Annotated in this window: 20 protein-coding genes; 12 read left to right on the top strand and 8 right to left on the bottom strand. The window is 40.1% G+C overall.

Features of this window, described 5'->3' with window-relative positions:
- Positions 1 to 141 precede the first annotated feature (141 nt).
- Positions 142 to 633 (top strand): YajQ family cyclic di-GMP-binding protein, encoded by a 492-nt coding sequence (locus WG954_RS18495; RefSeq protein ID WP_340438316.1) that lies wholly within the window; start codon positions 142 to 144, stop codon positions 631 to 633.
- An 846-nt stretch (positions 634 to 1479) separates the two neighbouring features.
- Entirely contained in the window at positions 1480 to 1731 is a 252-nt protein-coding gene (locus tag WG954_RS18490; RefSeq protein WP_340431390.1) for a type B 50S ribosomal protein L31, read from the top strand.
- Positions 1732 to 1874: 143 nt separating this feature from the next.
- On the opposite strand, the gene ychF is transcribed toward WG954_RS18490, so the two are convergent.
- Positions 1875 to 2975, bottom strand: coding sequence for a redox-regulated ATPase YchF (ychF, locus tag WG954_RS18485; protein ID WP_340438315.1), 1101 nt, complete (start codon positions 2973 to 2975; stop codon positions 1875 to 1877).
- 222 nt (positions 2976 to 3197) lie between these two features.
- Between ychF and WG954_RS18480 the strand changes: the two genes are divergently transcribed.
- The 5 genes from WG954_RS18480 to WG954_RS18460 all read left to right on the top strand — a co-directional run bounded on the left by WG954_RS18480 (position 3198) and on the right by WG954_RS18460 (position 9917).
- Positions 3198 to 4694, top strand: a complete 1497-nt coding sequence (locus WG954_RS18480; protein WP_340438314.1) for a spore maturation protein — start codon at positions 3198 to 3200, stop codon at positions 4692 to 4694.
- Between the two features lie 121 nt (positions 4695 to 4815).
- Positions 4816 to 7383: a PIG-L family deacetylase gene (locus WG954_RS18475; RefSeq protein WP_340438313.1), complete on the top strand. Its 2568-nt coding sequence runs from the start codon at positions 4816 to 4818 to the stop codon at positions 7381 to 7383.
- Positions 7384 to 7413: 30 nt separating this feature from the next.
- Entirely contained in the window at positions 7414 to 7584 is a 171-nt protein-coding gene (locus WG954_RS18470; protein ID WP_182801257.1) for a hypothetical protein, read from the top strand.
- A gap of 113 nt (positions 7585 to 7697) precedes the next feature.
- Positions 7698 to 9413 (top strand): sodium:solute symporter family protein, encoded by a 1716-nt coding sequence (locus WG954_RS18465; protein ID WP_340438312.1) that lies wholly within the window; start codon positions 7698 to 7700, stop codon positions 9411 to 9413.
- A gap of 27 nt (positions 9414 to 9440) precedes the next feature.
- A complete protein-coding gene (locus tag WG954_RS18460) occupies positions 9441 to 9917 on the top strand; it encodes a hypothetical protein (protein WP_340438311.1) in 477 nt (158 codons plus the stop codon).
- A gap of 66 nt (positions 9918 to 9983) precedes the next feature.
- On the opposite strand, the gene WG954_RS18455 is transcribed toward WG954_RS18460, so the two are convergent.
- The 3 genes from WG954_RS18455 to WG954_RS18445 form a co-directional block, all read right to left on the bottom strand.
- Positions 9984 to 10817: a DUF2911 domain-containing protein gene (locus WG954_RS18455; RefSeq protein ID WP_340438310.1), complete on the bottom strand. Its 834-nt coding sequence runs from the start codon at positions 10815 to 10817 to the stop codon at positions 9984 to 9986.
- 155 nt (positions 10818 to 10972) lie between these two features.
- Positions 10973 to 12190 (bottom strand): carboxypeptidase-like regulatory domain-containing protein, encoded by a 1218-nt coding sequence (locus WG954_RS18450; RefSeq protein ID WP_340438309.1) that lies wholly within the window; start codon positions 12188 to 12190, stop codon positions 10973 to 10975.
- Positions 12191 to 12255: 65 nt separating this feature from the next.
- Positions 12256 to 12837: an RNA polymerase sigma factor gene (locus WG954_RS18445; RefSeq protein ID WP_340438308.1), complete on the bottom strand. Its 582-nt coding sequence runs from the start codon at positions 12835 to 12837 to the stop codon at positions 12256 to 12258.
- Positions 12838 to 12933: 96 nt separating this feature from the next.
- Between WG954_RS18445 and WG954_RS18440 the strand changes: the two genes are divergently transcribed.
- From WG954_RS18440 to WG954_RS18425, 4 genes are all read left to right on the top strand, one after another.
- Positions 12934 to 14838 (top strand): vWA domain-containing protein, encoded by a 1905-nt coding sequence (locus WG954_RS18440; protein ID WP_340438307.1) that lies wholly within the window; start codon positions 12934 to 12936, stop codon positions 14836 to 14838.
- A 78-nt stretch (positions 14839 to 14916) separates the two neighbouring features.
- Positions 14917 to 15978, top strand: a complete 1062-nt coding sequence (locus WG954_RS18435) for a carboxypeptidase-like regulatory domain-containing protein (RefSeq protein WP_340438306.1) — start codon at positions 14917 to 14919, stop codon at positions 15976 to 15978.
- Between the two features lie 180 nt (positions 15979 to 16158).
- Positions 16159 to 17484: a coiled-coil domain-containing protein gene (locus WG954_RS18430; protein ID WP_340438305.1), complete on the top strand. Its 1326-nt coding sequence runs from the start codon at positions 16159 to 16161 to the stop codon at positions 17482 to 17484.
- Positions 17485 to 17512: 28 nt separating this feature from the next.
- A complete protein-coding gene (locus WG954_RS18425; protein ID WP_340438304.1) occupies positions 17513 to 17971 on the top strand; it encodes an NADH-quinone oxidoreductase subunit C in 459 nt (152 codons plus the stop codon).
- 9 nt (positions 17972 to 17980) lie between these two features.
- On the opposite strand, the gene WG954_RS18420 is transcribed toward WG954_RS18425, so the two are convergent.
- Together WG954_RS18420 and xerD are read right to left on the bottom strand one after the other, a co-directional pair.
- Positions 17981 to 19039: a glycoside hydrolase family 18 protein gene (locus tag WG954_RS18420; protein WP_340438303.1), complete on the bottom strand. Its 1059-nt coding sequence runs from the start codon at positions 19037 to 19039 to the stop codon at positions 17981 to 17983.
- A gap of 97 nt (positions 19040 to 19136) precedes the next feature.
- Positions 19137 to 20042 carry a site-specific tyrosine recombinase XerD gene (gene xerD, locus WG954_RS18415; RefSeq protein ID WP_340438302.1) on the bottom strand — a complete coding sequence of 302 codons (906 nt, stop codon included), beginning with the start codon at positions 20040 to 20042 and terminating at the stop codon, positions 19137 to 19139.
- Positions 20043 to 20193: 151 nt separating this feature from the next.
- Between xerD and WG954_RS18410 the strand changes: the two genes are divergently transcribed.
- Positions 20194 to 20709: a YkgJ family cysteine cluster protein gene (locus tag WG954_RS18410; RefSeq protein ID WP_340438301.1), complete on the top strand. Its 516-nt coding sequence runs from the start codon at positions 20194 to 20196 to the stop codon at positions 20707 to 20709.
- Positions 20710 to 20761: 52 nt separating this feature from the next.
- On the opposite strand, the gene WG954_RS18405 is transcribed toward WG954_RS18410, so the two are convergent.
- Positions 20762 to 21289 carry a GNAT family N-acetyltransferase gene (locus WG954_RS18405; protein ID WP_340438300.1) on the bottom strand — a complete coding sequence of 176 codons (528 nt, stop codon included), beginning with the start codon at positions 21287 to 21289 and terminating at the stop codon, positions 20762 to 20764.
- 99 nt (positions 21290 to 21388) lie between these two features.
- Positions 21389 to 22981, bottom strand: coding sequence for a peptide chain release factor 3 (locus WG954_RS18400; RefSeq protein ID WP_340438299.1), 1593 nt, complete (start codon positions 22979 to 22981; stop codon positions 21389 to 21391).
- Positions 22982 to 23092: the final 111 nt, after the last annotated feature.

Below are 23092 nucleotides of genomic sequence, written 5' to 3'. Positions count from 1 at the left end.
TTCTCTCTATATATTTTCTCATGTTGATTGACGACCCCGGTTTCTACCGGGGTTTCTTTTTTACCCGTAATTTATTTCGCAACATTTATTTTTGCATTGAAACACTTCGTATTTTGTACTTCTCACGTCAAATTTTTTGATATGCCATCTTTTGATATTGTAAGTAAAGTTGATACACAGGCGCTGGACAATGCAGTGAATGTTACCACTAAAGAGATTACCAATCGTTTTGATTTTAAAGCGAGTCATGTGAAGATCGATCTGAACAAGAAAGAGTTTAAGATCAATATTGAGGTGGAAGATGAAATGAAAATGGGGCAGTTGATTGATGTGCTCATCAGCCGTGCACACAAGCAGGGGATAGCTCCCGAGGCATTTGATCAAAGCAAGGAATCGTTCCAGAGCGGTAAACTCGTGAAGAAGGAAGTATTGGTGCGGAACGGCTTAAAACAGGAAGATGCTAAAAAGATCGTAAAGCATATAAAGGATTCCGGGTTGAAAGTGCAGGCATCCATAAACGACGATATTGTTAGGGTTACGGGCAAAAAAATTGATGATCTGCAGGAAGTGATTCAGGCATCAAAGGGCTGGGATCTCGGAATCCCTTTACAATTCGAGAATATGCGTTCATAAACTGTGCAGAACTCCTGTTTTTGGACTGTTTCCGGTGGATAAACAGGTGGTTAACTGGTGCATATCAAAGCACTCTGAAAGTTGGAACAAATAGTAATCAAAGACTACTTTTAACATACAAAGCCGCTGGAAATTTTAGCAATAAAAGTGAAAGTGGTGGAGCAGCAAAAGTCCGTTAAAAGATAATTGCTGATTCCGGAAGCACTGGGTTAGTAAGTATAAAAGCGCAAGCAATTATAAAGAACAATTCGGTGCTTTTTTTATGCCTCTAAGTCAAGGAAAATAGGGGATAGGAATTACGATAAAATCAGGCTGCAACTTCCTGTTTTTGGTGAAAATTTCGTTGAGGGGCGTGGCGGAGTTTTATATTTCTGCGGCGTGAGAGCCATTGAATGCTTACAAATAAGAAAATGATCGTTCCGATTACCAGCAGGTGAGTCAACATAATGTTCGTTTATAGATGTAATAAGCTGGATATTGAACCTTGCAAAGGTTTCACAGGGAGGACAAAGTAACAATAAAAAAAATGCTTTTCATAGCGTTTATTTCGAAATTTAGAAGATAGTTACTTGGCCATAATTTTTTAAGAACGAGGTTAGTAGTGAATCGCACTTCAGTATAAATTTCAGCTTTAAACAGGTATTTCATTGGCTAATCAATTTAAGTTTGTGTGGTCTTTGTGCAAAAAGAAAAGCCTCCTTCATCAAACTCAGCCCATAGAATATTTTTGGAGAGGCGTTATTTCTCTAAAATTTCATTTGGCTCAGTAAGACAGAATCTTTACTTTTGCGCTTTCGTTTAAAAAAAAATGCACGGCCAAATCCGTGCTGAAAACTCCCAGGAATTATGAAAAAAGAACTTCATCCCGCTAATTACCGTTTTGTAGTGTTTAAAGACATGAGTAACGGCTATTCATTTTTAACCCGTTCTACCGCTCCTTCAAAAGAAGTAGTTAAGTGGGAAGATGGTAATGAATACCCCCTCATTAAACTGGAGATTTCCAGCATGAGCCACCCATTCTTTACCGGTCAGAACATCCTCGTGGATACAGCTGGTCGTATCGATAAATTCAAGAAAAAATACGCTAAGAAAGCATAAGCTGAACAGTTTCTTTAAGAGCCATTCAGTAAATAAATTATCCCTCGGTTTTCCGGGGGATTTTTTTATGCCTTTACCAGCCAGTATGTGCAAATAAAAAGCGGCTCTTTTAAGCCGCTTTTGTAATACTATTTCACGTCGTGTTATACATTGAACCTGAAGTGCATCACATCGCCATCCTTCACCAGGTATTCCTTTCCTTCAATTCTTAATTTACCTGCTTCACGTGCCGCAGCTTCTGTTTTGTAGGTAACATAATCATCATAGCCTATTACCTCAGCTTTAATGAAACCTTTTTCAAAATCTGTATGAATAACGCCTGCACATTGTGGCGCTTTCCAGCCTTTGTGGAAGGTCCATGCACGAACTTCCTGTACACCGGCAGTAAAATAAGTCTGCAGGTCCAGAAGGTGGTAAGTAGTGCGTATCAAACGATTCAACGCAGGCTCCGTCATCTTGTATTCATCCATGAACAATTGCTTGTCGTCCGGATCTTCCATTTCGCTGATCTGAGCTTCAATACTGTTATTCATCACAATTACCTCAGCACCTTCATCTTTCACAGCTGTCATCAATGCCTCTGAATATTTATTTCCTGTATGCATGCTGGCCTCATCCACATTCGCTACATACAATACTTTTTTCTGCGTTAGGAAGAATGAGTCCTGGATGAGATCAAGCTCAGCACTATTAAGATCCAGACCACGAATGCTTTTACCTTGTTCCAAATGTGCTTTGCAAGCTAATAATACTTCCAGTTCAGCTTTTGCCTTTGCATCACCAACACGGGCCTGCTTTTCAATACGCTGAATCTTCTTTTCAACCGTATCAAGATCTTTTAACTGTAATTCAGTATCAATAATTTCTTTATCGCTCACAGGGTTAATGGCGCCTTCTTCACGCAATACATTCTCATCTTCAAAACAACGGATCACATGAATAATGGCATCTACTTCACGGATGTTTGCAAGGAATTTATTGCCCAAGCCTTCGCCTTTACTTGCGCCTTTCACCAATCCGGCAATATCAACGATCTCGATCTGAGTAGGCACTGTACGATCGGGCACAACCAGTTCCGCCAGTTTATCGATACGAACATCCGGCACATCCACCAAACCAACATTGGGTTCAATGGTACAAAAACGATAATTACTCGCCTGCGCCTTGGCGCTGTTACTTACGGCGTTGAACAAGGTCGACTTTCCAACGTTTGGCAAACCCACAATACCTGCTTTTAAACCCATGATTCGATATACGATTTTAGAAGTTAGATTACAGATCTTGTTGTCGGCTGTTATTTCAATTCACCGTTCCTTGCGTCGCACACTTCAACAACAACAATTCTAATCTGCTTTTTTTCGAGGCGCAAAGATAAGCCTTCGCAACTTAGCAGCGAAACCTGTGAAAAGATGGTTTTGGCTGTTTCGTAAAAATCTGCAATCTTCAATTTTAAATCAGAATCACTTATGGCTTTAAGCAGAATCTGGAGTGCATTTATACTTGTAGCGTTTCTTGTTGCAGGCGTAAAAATGGTTGGAGGCGATGAAAAGATCTTTAACAGGATGGTAGTTGGAAAATCATCTGACAAATATGATAGTGTTTTTTATTTCGCTATCGGTTCTCCTGTTAATCAAAGGCTTTCGGCAGAATATGCCGGATTTTTAAAAGAGTATGGCTATTTCAAAGTTGATTCTGTTCAGAAGGCTTCTGTATTGCTTACTGATAACCTTCAGGCTGATTCAGCAACCTCGATCAAAGCAGTAAATCCATCATTAAAGCTTTTTACTTACTTATCAGTTCAAAAGCAATTGCAGCGAAAAGTTGACGGCATTATTGAAACAGCAAAGAATGCTGTGGTAGACATAATCATTCCTCTTATTGGTATTCTCGCCTTGTTTATGGGGTTCCTGAGTATTGCTGAAAAAGCAGGCGGAATTCAGGTGTTATCACGGATAATCTGGCCATTTTTTTCAAGAATATTCCCTGAAGTACCGAAAGGCCATCCGGCAACGGGGCATATGATGATGAACTTTTCAGCCAACCTTCTTAATCTCGATAATGCAGCCACGCCTTTTGGTTTAAAAGCAATGGAGAGCTTGCAGGAACTGAACCCTAATAAAGCAGTGGCTTCTAATTCTCAGATCATGTTTTTGGCTTTGCATGCATCCGGCCTCACGCTTATACCTGTAACTATTATTGCATTCAGGTCGGGTCTGGGGGCACAGAATCCTACCGATATTTTTATTCCCTGCATGATTGCAACGTTTGCAGCAACAATGGCTGCTTTGTTTATCGTTTCATTTAAACAAAAGATCAATGTATTTCAACCGGTGATTGTTGCATGGATTGTAGGCATATCGGCTGTTATTGCATTACTGGTGTTGTATGTTACCAGTTTAGATGCAAAGACAGCTCAACTTTTTTCGGGCAAACTCAGCAATGGGATCATACTTGTTCTTTTTGTAGCTATTGTAGTAGGAGCATTGTATAAAAAGATTGACGTATTTGATGCGTTTGTTGATGGCGCAAAAGGCGGCTTTGAAACAGGCGTACGCATTATTCCATATATCGTTGGAATGCTTGTGGCAATCAGCATGCTGCGTACCAGCGGAACGTTTGATGTAATTATTAATGGAATGAAATCATTGTTTGCAGCGTTAGGTTCCGATACACGGTTTGTTGATGGGCTACCAACTGCTTTAATTAAACCAATGAGCGGAAGCGGAGCAAGAGGAATGATGATTGATACGATGAAGACCTTTGGAGCCGATTCATTTGCCGGAAGGCTTGCATGTATTCTGCAAGGTTCATCTGATACAACATTCTATGTGATTGCTGTTTACTTTGGCTCAGTTGCCATCAAGAACACACGTTATGCCGTTGGAGCCATGTTACTGGCGGATCTTGTGGGCATCATTACATCTATCTTGCTGGCTTATTTATTTTTCGGATCATCATTATAAAAAGAAACAAAACAGGATTTGTATTGTGTTTGCAGCAAAAATGTTAATCCTTGAGCTTTTACACCACCGGCAAAAAGCGGATAAGTGCAAACTTTATCTTCGCAGCCAACAATTGTCTTCCATGAGAAAAGGAATCGTTTTTATTCTTTCTTTAGTTATACTGTTTTCGGCTAAGGCACAAACTCCGCAACCAATGAACAGTGCGGAAATTTTGCTTTCACTTAAAAAGCTAAAAGTCATTGGCAGTGTACTCTACGTAGCCGCTCACCCCGACGATGAGAATACAAGACTCCTGGCTTATTTCAGCAAAGAACGTTTATACCGCACCGGTTATTTAAGTATGACAAGAGGTGATGGCGGGCAAAACCTCATTGGTGATGAGCAGGGAATTGAACTTGGACTTATCCGCACGCAGGAACTATTGGCTGCACGACGTATTGATGGCGCTGAACAATTTTTTACTCGTGCTTACGATTTTGGTTTTTCGAAAACGACAGAAGAAGCATTAAGTATTTGGGACAAAGAAAAAATATTAAGTGATGTGGTGTGGGTGATACGCAAGTTTCAACCCGATGTGATCATTACACGTTTCCCACCTGATAACAGGGCAGGACATGGTCATCATTCCGCTTCGGCTGTACTTGCCCGTGAGGCCTTTGATGCAGCAGCTGATCCCAACCGGTTTCCTGAACAATTCAAATATGGTGTGAAGCCATGGAAAACAAAACACATTTTCTGGAACACATTCAATTTTGGCGGAAACAACACTACGTCAAATGATCAATTGAAATTAGATGTAGGCGCTTTTAATCCATTGCTGGGTAAAGGCTATGGCGAAATTGCCAGTGAAAGCAGGAGCATGCATAAGAGCCAGGGATTTGGAGTGCCGAGTCAGCGTGGTTCATCAACAGAATTCTTTACACTCAGTGCAGGTGAACCGGTGCAACAAGATCTTGCAGAAGGAATTATTAACGACTGGAGCAGGTTTGAAGGCGGCGCAGCCATCAATACAATGATCGATCAGATGGTAGCGAACTATTCATATCAGAATCCGTCAGCATCTGTTAAATCGTTGGTTGAATTGTACAACGCCATTGAAAAAATTAATGATGGCGACTGGAAAGTAAAAAAACTCAACGAAGTAAAAGCATTGATTGAAGCATGTGCAGGTTTATGGATGGAAGCAAGTACCAGCCAGGAGCATATTGTAACAGGCGATAGTTTGCGTGTAAATTTTAATGTGATCAATCGCACAAATATTCCTGTGTTGTTAAAGCGTGTTAAGCTCGATAGTAGTTTATTATTAGCCAGCCGTGATAGTTTGAAATCAAAAGTGAGTTGGTATGATGAAGCATTAAAAAAGGAAATGACTGAGCAAGCTTACTTTGTCGATTCAACATTTGACAAACAACTCACGCCAAATCAAAATATAAACTTTGCACGACGCATCCTGGTGAAACGACAAGTGACCGAACCATACTGGATCGAAAAACCCATGAGCACCGGAAGTTTTACGGTAGATGATCAACGAAACATTGGATTGGCAGAAAACTCCTCATCCTATTCAGCTGTATTTCATATTTCAGTTTATGGCAAAGATTTTTCCTTTGTCAAACCGGTGATGTATAAACATACCGATCCTGTAAAAGGCGAGTTGTATGAAAAACTAATAGTGTATCCACCTGCATTGATCAAGGCAGGTAATTCACTTCTGTTATTTAAAGACACAGCATCAAAACAAATCAGCTTTTCATTTATACCACAGGCAACTATCAACACTAAAGGAACTGTTTCCATTAACAGTGGTAATGGATGGAAAGTAAATCCCGACAATGGGAAGTTTGAATTCGTTAAAGGGAATGATTATCTTTTGAATATTAAAGTACGACCAGAAAAATTCAGCAATGGCTTATCAGGATTTGTGCAGCCAAACTATTCATCAGGTGTTTCATTCATTAACAAGCAACGTGTACGTAAAATTCAATACGATCATATTCCGGTGATCACTTATTTCCCCGATGCGGTGACAAAAGTGGTGACAGCTGATGTGAAGATAGTAGGCAAGAAGATCGGTTATATTAATGGAGCCGGTGATTTTCTTCCATATAGTTTGCAGCAATTAGGCTACACCGTTGATATTCTTTCAGAAGATAAAGTAACGTATGCCAACCTGAAGCAATACGATGCTGTTGTAACAGGTATCCGAGCATATAATATTCATGAATGGTTAAGTAATGCATACGATGATTTGATGCAATATGTGAAAGAAGGTGGAGTATTGATGGTGCAGTATAACACGAGCAATCAGTTGGGGCAGTTGCGTTCGAAAATATCTCCGTATCCGTTTGTTATTTCGAGGAATCGTGTAACGGAGGAAAATGCAAAAGTGAATTTCCTTGCGCCAAATCATGTTGTAATGAATTATCCAAACAAGATCACAGAAAAAGATTTTGATGGGTGGGTCCAGGAGCGTAGCGTGTACGAAGCAGATAATATTGATGCTAAGTTTACATCTCTTTTTGGCATGAACGATGCGGATGAGCCACAGCGTAGCGGAAGTTTGATCGTTGCTGATTATGGCAAAGGAAGATTTGTGTATTCGGCATTGGCGTTCTTTCGCCAACTTCCCGCAGGCGTGACAGGTTCATACAGGTTAATCGCTAACTTGCTGGCGAAGCCAAAGAATTAAAAACAATTATTAGGTAGATAAGTAAAATAAATGAGTACAAAGAAACAAGCAGGAATCGAACGTACATTATTAGTAGGATTAGGGCTTGGTTTGCTGATCGGTTTCATCAGCAAACGAATCGCTTATGGTCTGTTGCTGGGTATTGGTATTGCATTGTTTATGATGTATTATTTACGTCCACGCAATGATGAAAAGGAATAAATGAACAACTTGTCAAATAAAAACGAATCGGGCTGGAACAGCTGGTACATTGCAGTAGCAGTTGTACTCGTTGTATTGATCATTCTCTTTTATCTCTTCACCCAAAAGTTTGCATGAATTTTCAACTCACTGATTGGATCGTTCTTATTGTAACTCTTTTGGGTGTCATCGTATATGGCGTTTACCGTAGCCGCCATTCTAAAACACTTGAGGGCTATTTTCTCAGCAACAGGCAAATGCCGTGGTGGTTGATCTTACTGAGCATCATGGGCACGCAGGCAAGTGCTGTTACTTTCTTAACTGCACCGGGACAGGCTTATACTGATGGAATGCGTTTTGTGCAGTATTATTTTGGTTTGCCGTTGGCCATGATCGTGGTGTGTATTGTGTTCGTCCCCGTATTCCATAAACTCAAATTGTTTACTGCATACGAGTACCTGGAAAAAAGATTTGATCTCAAAACAAGAACCTTCACTTCATTTCTCTTTTTATTGTCAAGAGGATTAAGTACCGGCATCAGCATATTTGCACCATCACTTGTATTGAGCAGCATGTTGGGCTGGGATATTTATGTCACTAATATTGTAACAGGCGGGTTGTTGATTGTTTATACGGTAACAGGCGGCGCTAAAGCTGTGGCCTACACACAGCAGGTGCAGTTCATTATTATATATGCAGCAATGTTCATTGCAGGTTACTATGCTATCACCTCATTACCTGAAGGATTAGGATTTACAGATGCATTGCATGTGGCTGGCAAAGGAGGTAAACTCAACGTAATAACAACAGGTGTTACCGAAGATGGTTTCGATTGGAAAGACCGTTACAATATCTGGAGTGGTGTAATTGGAGGTTTCTTTTTAGCGTTGAGTTATTTTGGAACAGATCAAAGCCAGGTTGGTCGTTACTTAACGGCAAAGGATACACGTGAAAGCCGTTTGGGATTGTTGATGAATGGCTTCGTAAAAGTGCCGTTGCAATTTTTGATATTGATCATCGGATGTTTACTCTTTGCATATTATTCATTTTTTAAAGCACCTGCCTTTTTTAATAAAACACAGGAAGCGGTGGTGCTGAAAAGCAGTTATGCCAACGAATATAAAGAAGCCAGCAATTATTATGATCAGTTGCAGGAACAGAAAAAAACAGTTGCAATTGCGTTGACCAATGCAAGAAAGGCCAACCAGGAGGCAGAAGTTGAATTAGCAAGAACGGAGCTACAGGAAATTGAAACAAAGGGGAAAGTCATCAGGACAGAAATGAAAACCCTGATCAAAAGAGCTGATCCCAATGCCGATACGAACGATACCAATTATATTTTTCTGCGTTTTGTTGGCGATGTGTTGCCAACCGGATTAGTGGGCCTGATCATTGCTATTATTTTTCTTGCAGCATGGGGTAGTATTGCAGCTGCGTTGAATTCTCTTGCATCGTGCACCATGTGCGATTTTCACCAGAAGTTTTCAAAGAAGCCATTAACAGAAAGAGAAGAATATCGCTGGGGTAAGATCTATACTTTGCTCTGGGGAATCTTCTGCATGATCATCGCTTTTTTTGCTTACAACCTCGGCAACAGTTTAATTGAAGCTGTAAATATTCTTGGCAGTTGGTTCTATGGTACGATACTTGGTATCTTCCTCGTGGCTTTTTATCTGAAGCAGGTAAAGGGTAATGCGGTATTCATTGCAGCAATTATCTCTGAAGTGATTGTTATAAGTGTGTATTATCTCGATATTATTTCTTTCCTGTGGCTGAATGTAATTGGTGCAGTGGCTGTTGTGCTGCTGTCGATTATCATTCAAACTTTAACAGGTAGAGAAAAGGCCTGATTACTTAAATGACATTATTTTTGCGCCATGAAGAATAAGTTTTTGATCGTTGCATCGGTTTTCTTTTTTTCAATTTTAGGCAGCCGCTGTGGTGGGGCAGATTGTGCAAGAACAGATTGTGGAAATCCTATTCTGCCTTTATTCTCCTTCCGTTTGGTTGGAAGTACAGGTAATGATCTTATTGGTGGTGTGAAAAAACGTTATGATTCAGCCAATGTAAAGATCCTTGCCAAGCGAACAAGCAGTGGTGCAGTTGAAAACATCAAACGTTCATTCCAGGTGATTGCTGATACCAATTATATCACCGGTTTTTCTGTGAATAAAGATTTTTCAATCTATTACCTTTCTTTGAACAATACTATTACCGATTCACTTCTTTTTGGTTATAATACAAGACAAACTGAGTGTTGCGATAAGAGTTATTTTTCGCTTAACAAATTCAATGCAGCTGATCTTACTCCTCCGTTGGCGTTACCACAGAACAGTTACCCGATTGTGAAATAAAAAATGTTATCTCATAAAAAAACCTCACAGAATGCTGTGAGGTTTTTTTGTTTAGAAGAAGAAACCTTATTTCATATCTTTTTGAAGCTTTTCATTCAAAGCTACATAATCATCATTCTTTGCTTCTTTCGCCAATTCAATCGACTTGTTTGAAACAGCAATCGCTTCAGCTTTTTTACCAAGCTTAGCTAATGTGCTTGCTTTTTGGTAATAAACCCAGAATGCTTTTGGATTTTGCTCAATCGCTTTATCGAACCAAACAATTGCCTGGTTCAGGTCTTTGCCATTGTTTGCATAATAAGAAGCGGCAGCAAAATATGGGCGACTATCCGATTTCATAATGGTTTCGATCTGTTTCATTACTTTGCCATCAACATCAGTTGTGATTGGGAAAGACACTAATGTTTTATCCCATGCCATCATTAATTCGCAACCATTGTCTTTGATGTTTTCAAACGAAATACCAAATGTTTCAAAGCTCCATGGGAGTTGCATTGGTTTCGCTTTTACTCGCACTACATCCATATCCTGCTTGTAAGCAGACGGTGAAGTAACATCAGTTTGTTTTGTGATGATGATGGTCCATTCGTTTGCAGAAGGGATCGATAATAAACCGTATTTGCCGGCAGGAACTTTTGTGCCGCCAATGATTACTTCATCAGTAAAGGTTAGGGTTGTGGCATTATTGGCCCCTGTGCGCCATACTTTATCAAAAGGAACAAGATCGCCGAAAATTTTACGTCCTTTCATGTTCGGACGGCTATAGGATAGCTCAACTGTTCCCAAACCGAGTTCCTGTTTAACTGTTTGTGTTGTGGAAGGTTGTGGTGTTCTTAATTGCTGTGCTTCTGCCATTACAAGTGCGCCCATACAAAAGGCAACGAGAAGTAACTTTTTCATGTGTAATTTTTTATTGTGTTTTGGTCACATGTTATTCGCCATGAGATTTATTCATTAAAAAAATATATGGCTCATTTCATATAACAATAATATTTAGGACGCAAAGGTAGGGAGTTGCACGAAAGCCGGAAGAAGTATTGATAAATTGCCGAAAATCAAAATTGAACGGTAAACCGTGCCCGTTCTTTCTTACCTGTTTTTGATTTCCATTTCGGCCCTTCTTTGATAAGGCGGATGGCCTCGGTGTTGCAGGTGCTGCAGTTGGAACGTTCCACTTTTACATTGGCAATACTGCCATCAGGATTTACATCAAATGACAGCTCCACTTCCTTTTGTAATTGGGTTTCGCTGAACCTGCGCTTATCATTGATATCGGGCGTGCGGAGATTATTGAGTACATAGGTTGAATATTTGTCCCATCCATCAGCTGGTTCACTTTCCATCTCTGTTACTTCTTCTTTCATGATCGAATTGCGGTTGCGACTGCGTTCAAACAATTGATCACGGGTAGGAGCGCCTGCTGTAACTGCTTCATCTTTCAATACAATTTTTTGTTGCTGGTTATTGCGCAGCAACACATTTGCATTACTGTAACCTACCGATCTTGTTTCAATGGATATAACAGAATCGGCAGCTATCATAGTGAAATTACCCTTTGCATCAGCATAGGTTCCAACACGGCTTTTTACTTCTGTAATATTTGCAAAGGGCAGGGGATTGTTATTTTCATCAACTACTACACCGGTAAACTTATTGAGCGTTGGTAATTTTGTTTTTGCTTTCGTTTCATTGGTTGCATAATCAAAAGTCTGCTGTTTTTTTTCAAGCGCAGCTGCAGGTTTCGGAGAACTTGGCGCAATAACAACTTCACTTAAAACCGGCGGAGCGGCTGCGGGCTCTGTTATTGCAACATCACTTCGTTCTTCTGCTAAAGCAACATTGTCTTTTGTTGACGTTCTTTTCTTCAGTGGTAAAACTTTTGGAGTAGTGGCAATTTCTTGTATAGGTTTGGATTCATTGATTGCAACTGTAGTTGAATCAACAACCGTTTCTTTTATCACAGGTACGGTGTCTTCCGTTTTTTGTTCTTTTATAGCAACTGTTTCAGAAGTTGGGGCTTGATTTTGATTTCGATAAAACAATACAGTTGTCAACACAATAACAACACCTGCAGCCACGCTCATCCACGGACGGAAGAAACCGGTGATCACTTTCCCGTTTTCTTTTTTAGGATTGAGTTTTGTTTTTAACTCAGCAATATCAGCATCAATATCCCTTTTGCCAAGTACAGGTTGATAACCATCCACTGCATCTGCCAGCATAGGATCATCCATCATGGCCCGTTCAAAGGCGTGCATTTCTGCAGCATTCATTTGCCTGTTGAGGTAGCGTTCAATATCGTGTGCGTTGTAGTTGATCTTTTACTTTTTACTGCTGATTAAATAGTATCGGCTGCATTTTTCTCCATACAAAGTTTCAAATTTCTTCGCCCATTCTGTATATAACTTCTCACTTTATTCCATTCAATGCCGGTTTGCTCGGTTATCTCGTTATAACATTTCCCTTGCAGGTAAAACAAAGAAACACAGGTTTTTTGTTCTGCCGGCAGTTGCTCAAGGCATTTTTCCATGCTGGTGAGCTGTTCTTCCTTTTGCTCTACGGCTTCTGGATGCATTAATTCGCCGCTTTGCATAAACGTTTCAGGAATTTCTACCGTGTGATGACCTTTTTCTTTGCGCAGTTGCATGAGGCAATGGTTGCGGCTGAGCGTGTATAACCAGCTTTTAAAATTACTCACTTCATGCTGCTTCAGTTTGGCAATCAGCTCTTCATATATGTTGATCACTGCATCTTTGGCCGCTTCCGGGTCTTTCAGATACTTGAGGCAAATACCATAGATCAGGTCCATATATCGCTGGTAGAGATTACTGAGCACATTCAAATCAGCATTCGTCCGGTACAGTTGTACCAGCTCTGCGTCAGTTAATGTGGTTTCATCTTTTGCCTTTATAAATGCCAAGCCAAACAGGTTGAGGCGGGAAGTTAGGTAAAAATATTTTTTGGAGTTGTTGTGTAATTCTAAAAATGGTTGCATCCTATTTCCAAATCTTAACTTATGCGTTACATATTCACCACACTCGTTTTTATTGCTGCTATGTTCAGCACTGCATTTTATGAACCTGTACTTGTTACCGGTAAAGTAACAGACGACACCGGTGCTGCATTAGCTGGTGTTGCAGTTACAGAGAAAGGACAAAAGAATGGAACCGCTACTGATGCCAACGGAAGTTTCAGTATAAAAGTGGCATCGGCAAAAAGCACACTCTTGTTTCAGTATGTTGGCTACGAAACAGAGGAAGTGAAATTGAATAACCAGCAGACTGTAAGTGTTAAATTAAAACCATCAATACAAAAACTGGAAGAAGTGGTGGTGATTGGTTATGGAACACAAAAGAAAAAGATGGTAACTCAGAATGCACCTTCAGCAATATATGGTTATAGTCTCCCTTCCAATGCGATCCAGGGAAGAGTAGCCGGGGTATCTGTTCATAGCGATGAAGCTTTCAATACAGAAGACTATGATGGCATTACGGAAAACCGTTTTCGTAAGGTAACAGATGAGCCGCTTTCTACTTTCTCTATTGATGTGGATGGTGCTTCATACAGCAATGTTCGTCGAATGATCAATTACGGACAAATGCCTGTTGAAGGTGCGGTGCGTGTTGAAGAGTTCATCAATTATTTCAAGTATAAATATCCGCAGCCAACAGGTAACGATCCCTTCAGTATCAATACTGAAATGAGTGTATGCCCATGGAACAAAGATCATAAACTGGTGATGGTTGGTTTGCAGGGAAAAGAAATTGCTACAACAAATCTTCCTCCATCAAATCTTGTTTTTCTGATTGATGTAAGCGGATCAATGAGTGGTGAAAACAGGTTGCCACTTGTAAAAGCTTCGTTGAAATTATTGGTCGATCAGTTGCGTGAACAGGATCATGTGGCAATAGTAGTGTATGCAGGTGCTGCAGGTTTGGTATTGCCATCAACAAGCGGAATGAATAAAGAAAAAATTATGGCTGCCATTGATAAATTGGAAGCTGGTGGTTCTACTGCAGGTGGCGCAGGTATTAAACTTGCTTACAATGTGGCGAAAGAACAAATCAAAAAAGGCGGCAACAACCGTGTGATCCTTTGCACCGATGGCGATTTTAATGTGGGTATGAGCAGCGATGATGCCATGGAACGCTTGATTGAAGAAGAACGAAAGAGCGGTGTGTTTTTAACGGTGCTTGGTTATGGCATGGGTAATTACAAAGACAATAAAATGCAGAAGCTGGCCAATAAAGGCAATGGCAATCATGCTTACATCGATGGAATGAATGAAGCAAAGAAAGTATTGGTGAATGAATTTGGCGGCACCATGTTCACCATTGCAAAAGATGTAAAACTGCAGGTTGAATTTAATCCGGCATTGGTGCAGGCATATCGCTTGGTTGGTTACGAAAACCGTTTACTCAACAAAGAAGATTTCAACAACGATAAAAAAGATGCAGGTGAATTAGGAAGTGGTCATACTGTTACGGCTTTGTATGAAATTATTCCGGTTGGTGTTGAAAGTGATTTTATTGAAGATGTGGATGAATTGAAATACCAACAACCTTTAAAGAATAAAAAGAGTGGTTTGAAGAATGAGATCATGACCATTAAGTTCCGCTATAAAGAACCTGATGGAAATGAAAGTAAACTCATCGTTCATCCTTTGCTCGATGAAAAAATACCATTTGAAAAAACATCAGAAAACTTCCGGTTTGCCACTGCTGTTGCGCAGTTTGGTATGCTGCTGCGCAACTCTGAATTTAAAGGCAATGCAACCTATGATAAAGTGATCCGCCAGGCAAATGCTGCAATTGGTACTGATAAAGAAGGCTACCGTACTGAGTTTATCAAGCTTGTACAGAATGTACAATCACTGGTAAAGAAACATACCAAGCGTGATGAAAGTGTAGTGATCGATTAAATGCATCACCGGGTCAGGCCGCTTTGAGCGGCCCGACCCTAACAATAAACCAATTCTTCAACTTCAAACTAAACTGCTATGAGCGAAAAATTATACCTAAGCATTGCCGGTCCCTGTCATGAAGATTGGAACAGGATGACGCCGGTTGAACAGGGACGGTTCTGTTCTTCCTGTCAAAAGAATGTGGTGGATTTTACAACGCAAACAGATGAAGAGATCATTTCCTTCTTTAACAACTACAACGGAAGTGCTTGTGGTCGTTTTACAGATGATCAATTAGGCAGACAAATCCAACAAATAGAATTAAAACCAGCTTCCGCTTTTTTGAAATACGCAGCGGGTTTGTTGTTGCCTGCATTTTTGTTAGCAACAAAAGCTAAGGGGCAGTTTAAAGAACATTTACAAAAACAGGTTTCAAAACAAAGCACAAACCAAATTTGTAAACCAACTTCTGTGATAGGGAGCGATCAGGTTATTGTACTTGGGGGGTATAGCCCATCATGGCAGCAAAAAAGTTTATTTGTACGAGGAAGTGTAGTTGATGAAATAACAAAGGAACCGCTGGCAGGTGTTTCTATCATGATCAGAGGAACAAACCAGGGAGTTGTTACAGATGCAAATGGAAATTATACAATTCATCTCCCTTCCAAAAAAGCGGTGTTGCAATACAGCAGCATTGGTTATGAAATGAAAGAAATAAAAGGCAGTGCGTTGAATAGGACGAATGATGTTGTTGTGAAAATGAAACCAGGTGCAACAGGTTTGTTAGGTGATGTGATCGTTGTTGGATATCAAACCAGAAGAATGGGTGGGATGACCGGTATGATGTCAATAATAACACGTAGCAAATTCTCTATTCTTGACAACTTGCTTCCTTCTAAAGTAAAAATTTATCCAAATCCTGTTGCCGCATCAGGTACCATCAATGTTTCATTCCCCAATGTAAAACCTGGTCTTTATCAACTACGATTGTTGAGTGCTACGGGTCAACTGTTTTACAGTTTTCAAAAACAGATCAGCGGAAGAGGTGAAACAGAGCAAATACATTTAAACGGCAGAACTCTGCCGGGTATATACATTGTTCAGGTGACAGATGAACAAAAGAAACTTCTTCATAGCAGTAAAATTGTAATTCAATAAACAGCAACGAAAGAACACTTATAAAACGGGCCGCTTTAGCGGCCTTTTTTCTTTTCCACAAAAAATAAGTTTGGTTTGATATTTGCTTTTTAGAGAATAATTCCCGCAAATCCTTTTTGTTGAACGGTTTACCCCTGAAATGATCTGTAGCAATGAAACTTACATAAAGGAGAATTTATTATGAATTTTTATGTGATACCCGGAACAATCTATTCCTTAAACACACCTGAATTATTTTTAACAATCCTTCTGGCATTGGCAACTGGTTATGTGTCGAAACTATTGTTCGATAAATACAGTTTAAAGTCAGGTTCAAACGAAACAGAGGAGTTGCAGCTTGAATTAGAAACATTGCAGAATAAATTTAGTTCAGAAATATTACGCAAAGAAGAGGCAGAATTGATGTTGCAGGATGAATTGAAAGCAGCAGAAAAAAGACATATGGAACTGCAGGTGCAGTACGCAAAAGCGTTAACTCATATTGAGCAGCTTCGGCAAGGCAATGTCGTTGAAGGAGACGATGTTGAAACAGAAGCAGGCCAACAAATATTACAAAATCTTCAGGATAAAATTGCAAGGCAGGAGCGTAGCTTACTTGAACTTGAACAACAATTACGTAATACCGAGCAGGAAAAACTTCATGTAAACGAAGCTTACGAGCAATTAAGGGAGAACCACAGCTCAAAGGAGTTGATGGTGGAGCAGTTTAACCACGATAAAATAAAGTTTGAAGAACAACTGCAGGAACAACTGGCTGAAGCTGAAAAACTAAAAAAGCAGTTTGGTATTGAACTGTCGGAAGCAAGATTGCAGGTTGAACAATTACAGCAACAGGTGTTGCTTGCTAAAACAACCGAACGGGAAAAGTCATTGGAAGATGAAATAGAACGCTTGAAACAACAGTTAAATGCCGTTGAAGGAACAAAAAATATAAGTGAAGATATTCTTGTGCAAAAGGCTGGTATTACTGCCACCCGCATACATGCAACACAGGTAGCCGAAAAAGTAGAGGAATTCAGAGATCATTTAACTGCTATTCTTCGTGATACCTATTCGTATGAACAATTGCTTGCAAGCAATGAACGGTTAAATGAAAATATTACCAGGCTGCAACAGGAAAAGAGAATGGTTGAAGAAGATATTTTAGAACTACAACAAATAGCAAAGGAGAAGCAGGACCTGGAAGAACAATTCCGGTCGGTACACTCTTCACTTGAGCAAAAGGAAACAGAATGGAAAGAAAGATCACAGGCGTTTGAATCATCGCTTAGGCTATTAGATAAGCAAGTACACGAAAAAGAACAGACAATCGCTGAATTCATTCGGGAAAGAGATGAACTCTCTTTACAAATTGAATTATTACAACACAAACTTGATGAACGTGAACAGCTGTCGAAAGAAATGATCCTGGCCATGAAAGACATTGAAACAAGATTCGGTCATTTCAATCATGCTACAGCAGAAGCCGCCATAGTAAATGGCGAAGGCGAAATGCAGTACCGGTAAGATTTTCTGATATCCCTTAATGATAAATATGTTGTTATTCAATACCGCTGAAATTTCAAAAGCGCTGCAAGACAAGTTAGGAGAAGAAGTGATCAGTTTGGCATCCCTGCAGGCAGCAGGCAGAGATGCCATTTTTATTCATCCTTCCTCTCAATTACAAGTATTTAATTTTCTTTTTTACGAAAGGCAATGGCGCTTCGACAGGTTGCATGATATGATCCTCATCTTTGAACCGGGAACTATCGCCAACAGTTACAGGATGCAGTTTCAACTGGGAAGCCGTTACTATGCTAACAGGTTGGATATATCTATTCCGTTCACCTTACAAAACAGTAAGCTTTATTCTATGAAGCATTTGTATAGTTCTGCAACAAAGTTTGAAAAATTAATGACTGAAATACACGGTATTGAATTTAAGCATCGCTCAACAGCTGTTGAACGTTTAAGGCAGCAGGTGAAAAGTTTAATGATGTTCTTCCCGGTTTAACGGTTGGTATTACTTGTTTTTCTCTTTATTGATAATACTAAGCAAGCCGTTTACGGGTTTGTCAAGCGATAGCTCCCAGAACATGATTCCGCCCAGCTTCTTTTGTTTTACATACTTCACTTTTCCCGCAACAGATTCTTCATCGTCAAATGTTGCAAATGTATTTGTGCGTTTATTGTAAGCATACGGAGCATTCGCAATGCTATCCCTGTAATACACAAAGCCACTGTCTTTATTTAAACGTTGATTAAACTGGCTGAATGAAATGAAATGTTTAAAATTTCCGTGTTGATACAAACCATTGTTTACATCTTTCACATTTTCCCAGGTGCGTGCATAAAATGCAGCACCGACAATTATTTTTTGCAAGGGTACATTGATAGATTCAAAATACCTGACGGCATTATCAGCTGATTGCTTCTGTGTGTTATTTGAATAGAGTGGCGTATGATGACCGGTGACTGTACTGAAACCACTTACAAGATCGTAACTCATCAGGTTTACATAATTGATCACGGGCATTACTTCTTTCCAGTCGATCGATTCCTCTAAAAATTTATCAAAACCGCCCGCTGCAAAACTGATAATTGCTTTTTTGCCTAGTGTATTTCGTAGTGCCTGCACCAGCGAAGTGAAATTGGCTTTATCTTCTTTTTTATAAGCATGACCGGGATGACCTTCAATAGCAGGGTATTCCCAATCAAGATCAATTCCATCAGCTTTAAAAAACTCTAATAATTGTTTTACGGATAATGCAAATTCGTTTCTTCCTTCAACAGTTGAAAAAACATCAGAACAAGGTGCACAACCTCCCCAGCCACCAAGTGATAAAAGTACTTTTAGTTTTGGGTTGCGTTGTTTCAACGATACCAGTTTTTGAATTCTGCCTGTGTCTCTTGCATTGCTGATATGCAAACGGTTTCCTTTCAAATGTCCGAATGAAAAAATGATCTGTGTGAGTTCTTCAACTTTGTATTTGTCGATGGCATCGCTACCTCCTGAGTAATAGGCAATCACTTCCATATTTGCAGCACGTTGATTTTGTGCAACACAAATTGTGATAGACATTGAGAGTAGCATGAGTATTCTGCAAATACGTTGTATCATATTGCTAAATATAATTACAACACATCAGGAATCCAAAGAAACAGATTTGAACGGTTGATTATTTTTTGCCAAATCCTGGATGATATTTCTCCAACGTTTTGCGAAGATATTCCCTGTCGAGATGAGTATAAATTTCAGTGGTGGTAATACTTTCGTGTCCCAGCATTTCCTGCACTGCACGCAGATCGGCACCGCCTTCTACAAGGTGTGTGGCAAATGAATGACGGAAGGTATGTGGTGAAATGTTTTTTGTAATACCTGCCTGAGCTGCCAGTTGTTTTATGATGAGGAAGATCATGACTCTAGTTAACTCACTGCCATACCTGTTGAGAAAAACAAAATCGTCTTTTCCTTTTTTCGGCTGCACGTGTACACGTATATTATTTACATAGATGGTTATGTACTTAATAGCGCTGCTGCCAATCGGCACCAGGCGTTCTTTATCACCTTTACCAATCACACGAATGAAACCTACATCAAGATGAAGATTGGAAAGTTTCAGATTCACTACTTCACTTACACGTAAACCACAACTGTACATGGTTTCAAGAATGGCTTTGTTGCGGCCACCTTCAGGTTTGCTGAGATCGATCTTGTTGATCATGCTTTCGATCTCTTCATAACTCAATGTATCGGGTAAACTTCGTTTCAGCTTCGGTGCTTCAAGTAAAGCTGTGGGGTCGGTTGTGCTGATCTGTTCCAGCAAACAGTATTTATAGAATTGCCGAAGTCCGGAGATGATCCTTGCCTGGCTGCCCGGACTCATACCCAACTCAGCGATCCATTTAATGAACTGCTGCAGATCTTTCAACAAAAGTTCAGATGGGTTCTTTAGATCACTTGTTGATTGCAGGTACTGCGTAAGCATCTCCACATCATGCAGGTAAGCTTCCACCGAGTTTTCACTCAGCGAACGTTCAAGTTGCAGGTAAGCTTTAAATCCTTTCTTATACGGATCCCACATAATACTAACACGATTGAAGTTTGGAAGGTAAGAAGTTTTTGATTTTAGATTTTCGATTGCCAATTAACTTGTGGCAATTGCCTATTCCTCCTTTGCTTATTGTCAATTGCCAATTGCTCATTATATTCGCTGCTTACTAATCAATTCTGGTATGCAATCGTCGAAACCCATGCATCTTCCTTTCTTCAAACGTTTAATGAATACTAACCGTCGCCGTTTCCGTTATTTTCTTACCCGTTTGGAAACAGTAAAGCCAAAAGGCGTTGATAAAATAGCAAAGGAAATGGATAAGGAAGTGTGGGCTGAAACAGATTGCCTTTCATGTGCAAATTGCTGCAAAACCATGACGCCTACTTTTACCAAGCAGGATATTAAACGCATCTCTGCTCACTTCGATCAAACACCGGAAGAGTTTACTGCAAAGTGGTTGTACAAAGAACGCAGCACAGGTGATATGATGAATAAAAAACAACCTTGCCAGTTCCTCAACTTAACCGATAACAAGTGCTCTATTTACGAGATACGTCCTGTTGATTGTGCTACGTTTCCTCATCACACCAAAAAGAATTTTACAGAGTGGGTGCATGTGTACAAACAAAATGTAGAGTATTGCCCTGCTACTTATAAGTTAGTGGAGAAGATGATGGAGAAGATAGGGAAGGTTTAACCGCAGGGTTGATTTTAGATAGCTGATTTAGGATTTCCTTTAACGGTGAGTTCTAAGCCTTGTTACTTGAATCTTGTGCCTTGTTTCTTGCCAACTCATACACCATTACTTCATCACCCTCGTGATCCATTGTGGTCATAAACGTAAACCCGCATTTCAACAATACTTTTTGTGAACCGATATTTTCAGCAACTGTCAATGCCTGCACTTTACCATTTGGAATTGTGCTGAATACATAATCAAACGAAGCCTTTACCAACTCTGTTGCTAATCCTTGTCCATGAAAAGGTTTCAGCAATGCATAACCAAGATGAATATTTTCGCTGTTGTCGATTGACAGGAGTGAGAAGGAGCCGGCAAAACTGTTATCATCTTTTGTAAACACAGCAAATCGTCCAAGCCCGGGATGATCGTTATAAAATTTCAGGTTCTCTTCGAGAAACGCATCACTTTGTTCTTTCGTTTTTGGCTCACGGATATACTGCATGATCTCCGCATCGCCATTCAATACAAAGAAAATATCCGCATCATCCTTTGTATAAGGTTGCACGTATAAACGTTCTGATTCGAAGAGGATCATCGTATTTTATTTCGTCGGCACGGCCATGAGGCTGTCAGACGTAAAATGAAAATCAGTTATACTTAAATGGTCTGACGGTTTTCAACAGTACCGACCAACTTAATTCTCTTTATGTATCTCACTCGTAAAGTGAAACTCAATATCTGGATTATTCTGCCGCTCTGTATTTAAGAACCATTCACTCTGCGCCAGGTATACTAAATGCCCGTCTTTATCCGCTGCAATATTGTTTGTTTTAAAACGGGTGAAATCATCCAGCTTTTTTTGATCCTTGCTGGTGATCCAGCAGGCTTTGTAGTAAGGCATTGCCCTGAACTCAGCACTGGCACCATATTCCTGCAGCAAACGATATTGAATTACTTCAAACTGAAGTTCGCCCACACAACCAATGATCTTTTTATTGCCGCCAAACTGTGTGAATAACTGTGCAACACCTTCATCTGTCAACTGCATCAAACCTTTCTCCAGCTGCTTTGTCTTCATCGGATCTTTATTCACTACTTCTTTAAATAATTCCGGAGAGAACGAAGGAATACCAGTGAAGTAAAAATTTTCTCCTTCAGTTAGGGTATCACCAATTTTAAAGTTACCCGTATCAAATAAACCAACTACATCGCCCGGAAAAGCTTCTTCAATGACATCTTTCTGCCTTGCCATGAACGAATAAGGATTGCTGAAACGCACATCCTTATCCATCCGTACATGATGAAAATATTTGTTACGCTCAAATTTGCCACTGCATACACGGAGAAATGCAATGCGATCTCTGTGTTTCGGATCAAGGTTGGCGTGGATCTTAAATATAAATCCGCTGAATTTATCTTCCTGCACATCTAAATGACGTGTAGAAGTTTCACGGCTTTGTGGTAATGGAGCAATACGGATGAACGTATCAAGCATTTCCTTCACACCAAAGTTGTTTACAGCACTACCAAAGAAAACAGGTGCTACCTTTCCTTTCAGGTATTGTGCTGTATCAAGGTCACCATATACGCCATCTACCAGCTCCACATCTTCCCGTAATGTCTTCGCATCGATCTCGCCCACTTTTTCATCAAGTATAGTTGCAGACAGATCTTTGATCTCTACCACATCTTCATCACTTGCTTTTGTGTTGGGCGTAAAAAGAACCAATGATTTTTTATCGAGATCGTACACGCCCTTAAATTCTTTACCGCTGTTGATTGGCCATGTCATGGGGTGAAGATGAAGATTCAGTTCTTTCTCCACTTCTTCCAGCAGATCAAAACGGTTCTTTCCATCACGATCCATTTTGTTGATAAATACGATCACCGGAGTATCACGCATGCGACACACTTCCATCAAACGACGGGTTTGATCTTCCACACCATTCACACTATCGATCACAAGAATAACACTGTCAACAGCTGTAAGCGTACGATAAGTATCTTCTGCAAAGTCCTTGTGACCGGGAGTATCTAAGAGATTAATGAGAATGCCGTTGTATTCAAAGGTCATTACCGATGTAGCCACTGAGATACCACGCTGCCGTTCGATTTCCATAAAATCACTCGTTGCGTGTTTCTTAATCTTATTGCTTTTTACGGCACCCGCCACCTGGATAGCGCCACCAAACAAGAGCAACTTCTCTGTAAGCGTTGTTTTACCGGCATCCGGGTGAGAGATGATGGCGAATGTGCGGCGGCGATTGATTTCGTTTGTAAATTTCATGTCGAAGTTCATGGTTCATAGTTCATGGGTAATAGGGTCGTTTAAGACTATTAACTATGAACTATCGGCCTTTTTAAGCCCGCAAAGGTAAGCCGCCAAGCGCTTCCATTT

This window comes from Lacibacter sp. H375 (genome assembly GCF_037892425.1).
Lineage (GTDB): Bacteria > Bacteroidota > Bacteroidia > Chitinophagales > Chitinophagaceae > Lacibacter.
This window is presented reverse-complemented; position numbering and strand designations above follow the sequence as displayed.

Excerpts from the sequence above, each read along its gene's own strand:
- WG954_RS18465 (WP_340438312.1), top strand. The coding sequence starts at position 7,698 with ATGAATTTTCAACTCACTGATTGGATCGTTCTTATTGTAACTCTTTTG.
- WG954_RS18455 (WP_340438310.1), bottom strand. The coding sequence starts at position 10,817 with ATGAAAAAGTTACTTCTCGTTGCCTTTTGTATGGGCGCACTTGTAATG.
- WG954_RS18425 (WP_340438304.1), top strand. The coding sequence starts at position 17,513 with ATGTTGTTATTCAATACCGCTGAAATTTCAAAAGCGCTGCAAGACAAG.
- ychF (WP_340438315.1), bottom strand. The coding sequence starts at position 2,975 with ATGGGTTTAAAAGCAGGTATTGTGGGTTTGCCAAACGTTGGAAAGTCG.
- WG954_RS18410 (WP_340438301.1), top strand. The coding sequence starts at position 20,194 with ATGCAATCGTCGAAACCCATGCATCTTCCTTTCTTCAAACGTTTAATG.
- WG954_RS18420 (WP_340438303.1), bottom strand. The coding sequence starts at position 19,039 with ATGTCTATCACAATTTGTGTTGCACAAAATCAACGTGCTGCAAATATG.
- WG954_RS18430 (WP_340438305.1), top strand. The coding sequence starts at position 16,159 with ATGAATTTTTATGTGATACCCGGAACAATCTATTCCTTAAACACACCT.
- WG954_RS18495 (WP_340438316.1), top strand. The coding sequence starts at position 142 with ATGCCATCTTTTGATATTGTAAGTAAAGTTGATACACAGGCGCTGGAC.
- WG954_RS18475 (WP_340438313.1), top strand. The coding sequence starts at position 4,816 with ATGAGAAAAGGAATCGTTTTTATTCTTTCTTTAGTTATACTGTTTTCG.
- WG954_RS18435 (WP_340438306.1), top strand. The coding sequence starts at position 14,917 with ATGAGCGAAAAATTATACCTAAGCATTGCCGGTCCCTGTCATGAAGAT.
- WG954_RS18440 (WP_340438307.1), top strand. The coding sequence starts at position 12,934 with ATGCGTTACATATTCACCACACTCGTTTTTATTGCTGCTATGTTCAGC.
- WG954_RS18460 (WP_340438311.1), top strand. The coding sequence starts at position 9,441 with ATGAAGAATAAGTTTTTGATCGTTGCATCGGTTTTCTTTTTTTCAATT.
- WG954_RS18400 (WP_340438299.1), bottom strand. The coding sequence starts at position 22,981 with ATGAAATTTACAAACGAAATCAATCGCCGCCGCACATTCGCCATCATC.
- WG954_RS18450 (WP_340438309.1), bottom strand. The coding sequence starts at position 12,190 with ATGAATGCTGCAGAAATGCACGCCTTTGAACGGGCCATGATGGATGAT.
- WG954_RS18405 (WP_340438300.1), bottom strand. The coding sequence starts at position 21,289 with ATGATCCTCTTCGAATCAGAACGTTTATACGTGCAACCTTATACAAAG.
- WG954_RS18470 (WP_182801257.1), top strand. The coding sequence starts at position 7,414 with ATGAGTACAAAGAAACAAGCAGGAATCGAACGTACATTATTAGTAGGA.
- xerD (WP_340438302.1), bottom strand. The coding sequence starts at position 20,042 with ATGTGGGATCCGTATAAGAAAGGATTTAAAGCTTACCTGCAACTTGAA.
- WG954_RS18490 (WP_340431390.1), top strand. The coding sequence starts at position 1,480 with ATGAAAAAAGAACTTCATCCCGCTAATTACCGTTTTGTAGTGTTTAAA.
- WG954_RS18480 (WP_340438314.1), top strand. The coding sequence starts at position 3,198 with ATGGCTTTAAGCAGAATCTGGAGTGCATTTATACTTGTAGCGTTTCTT.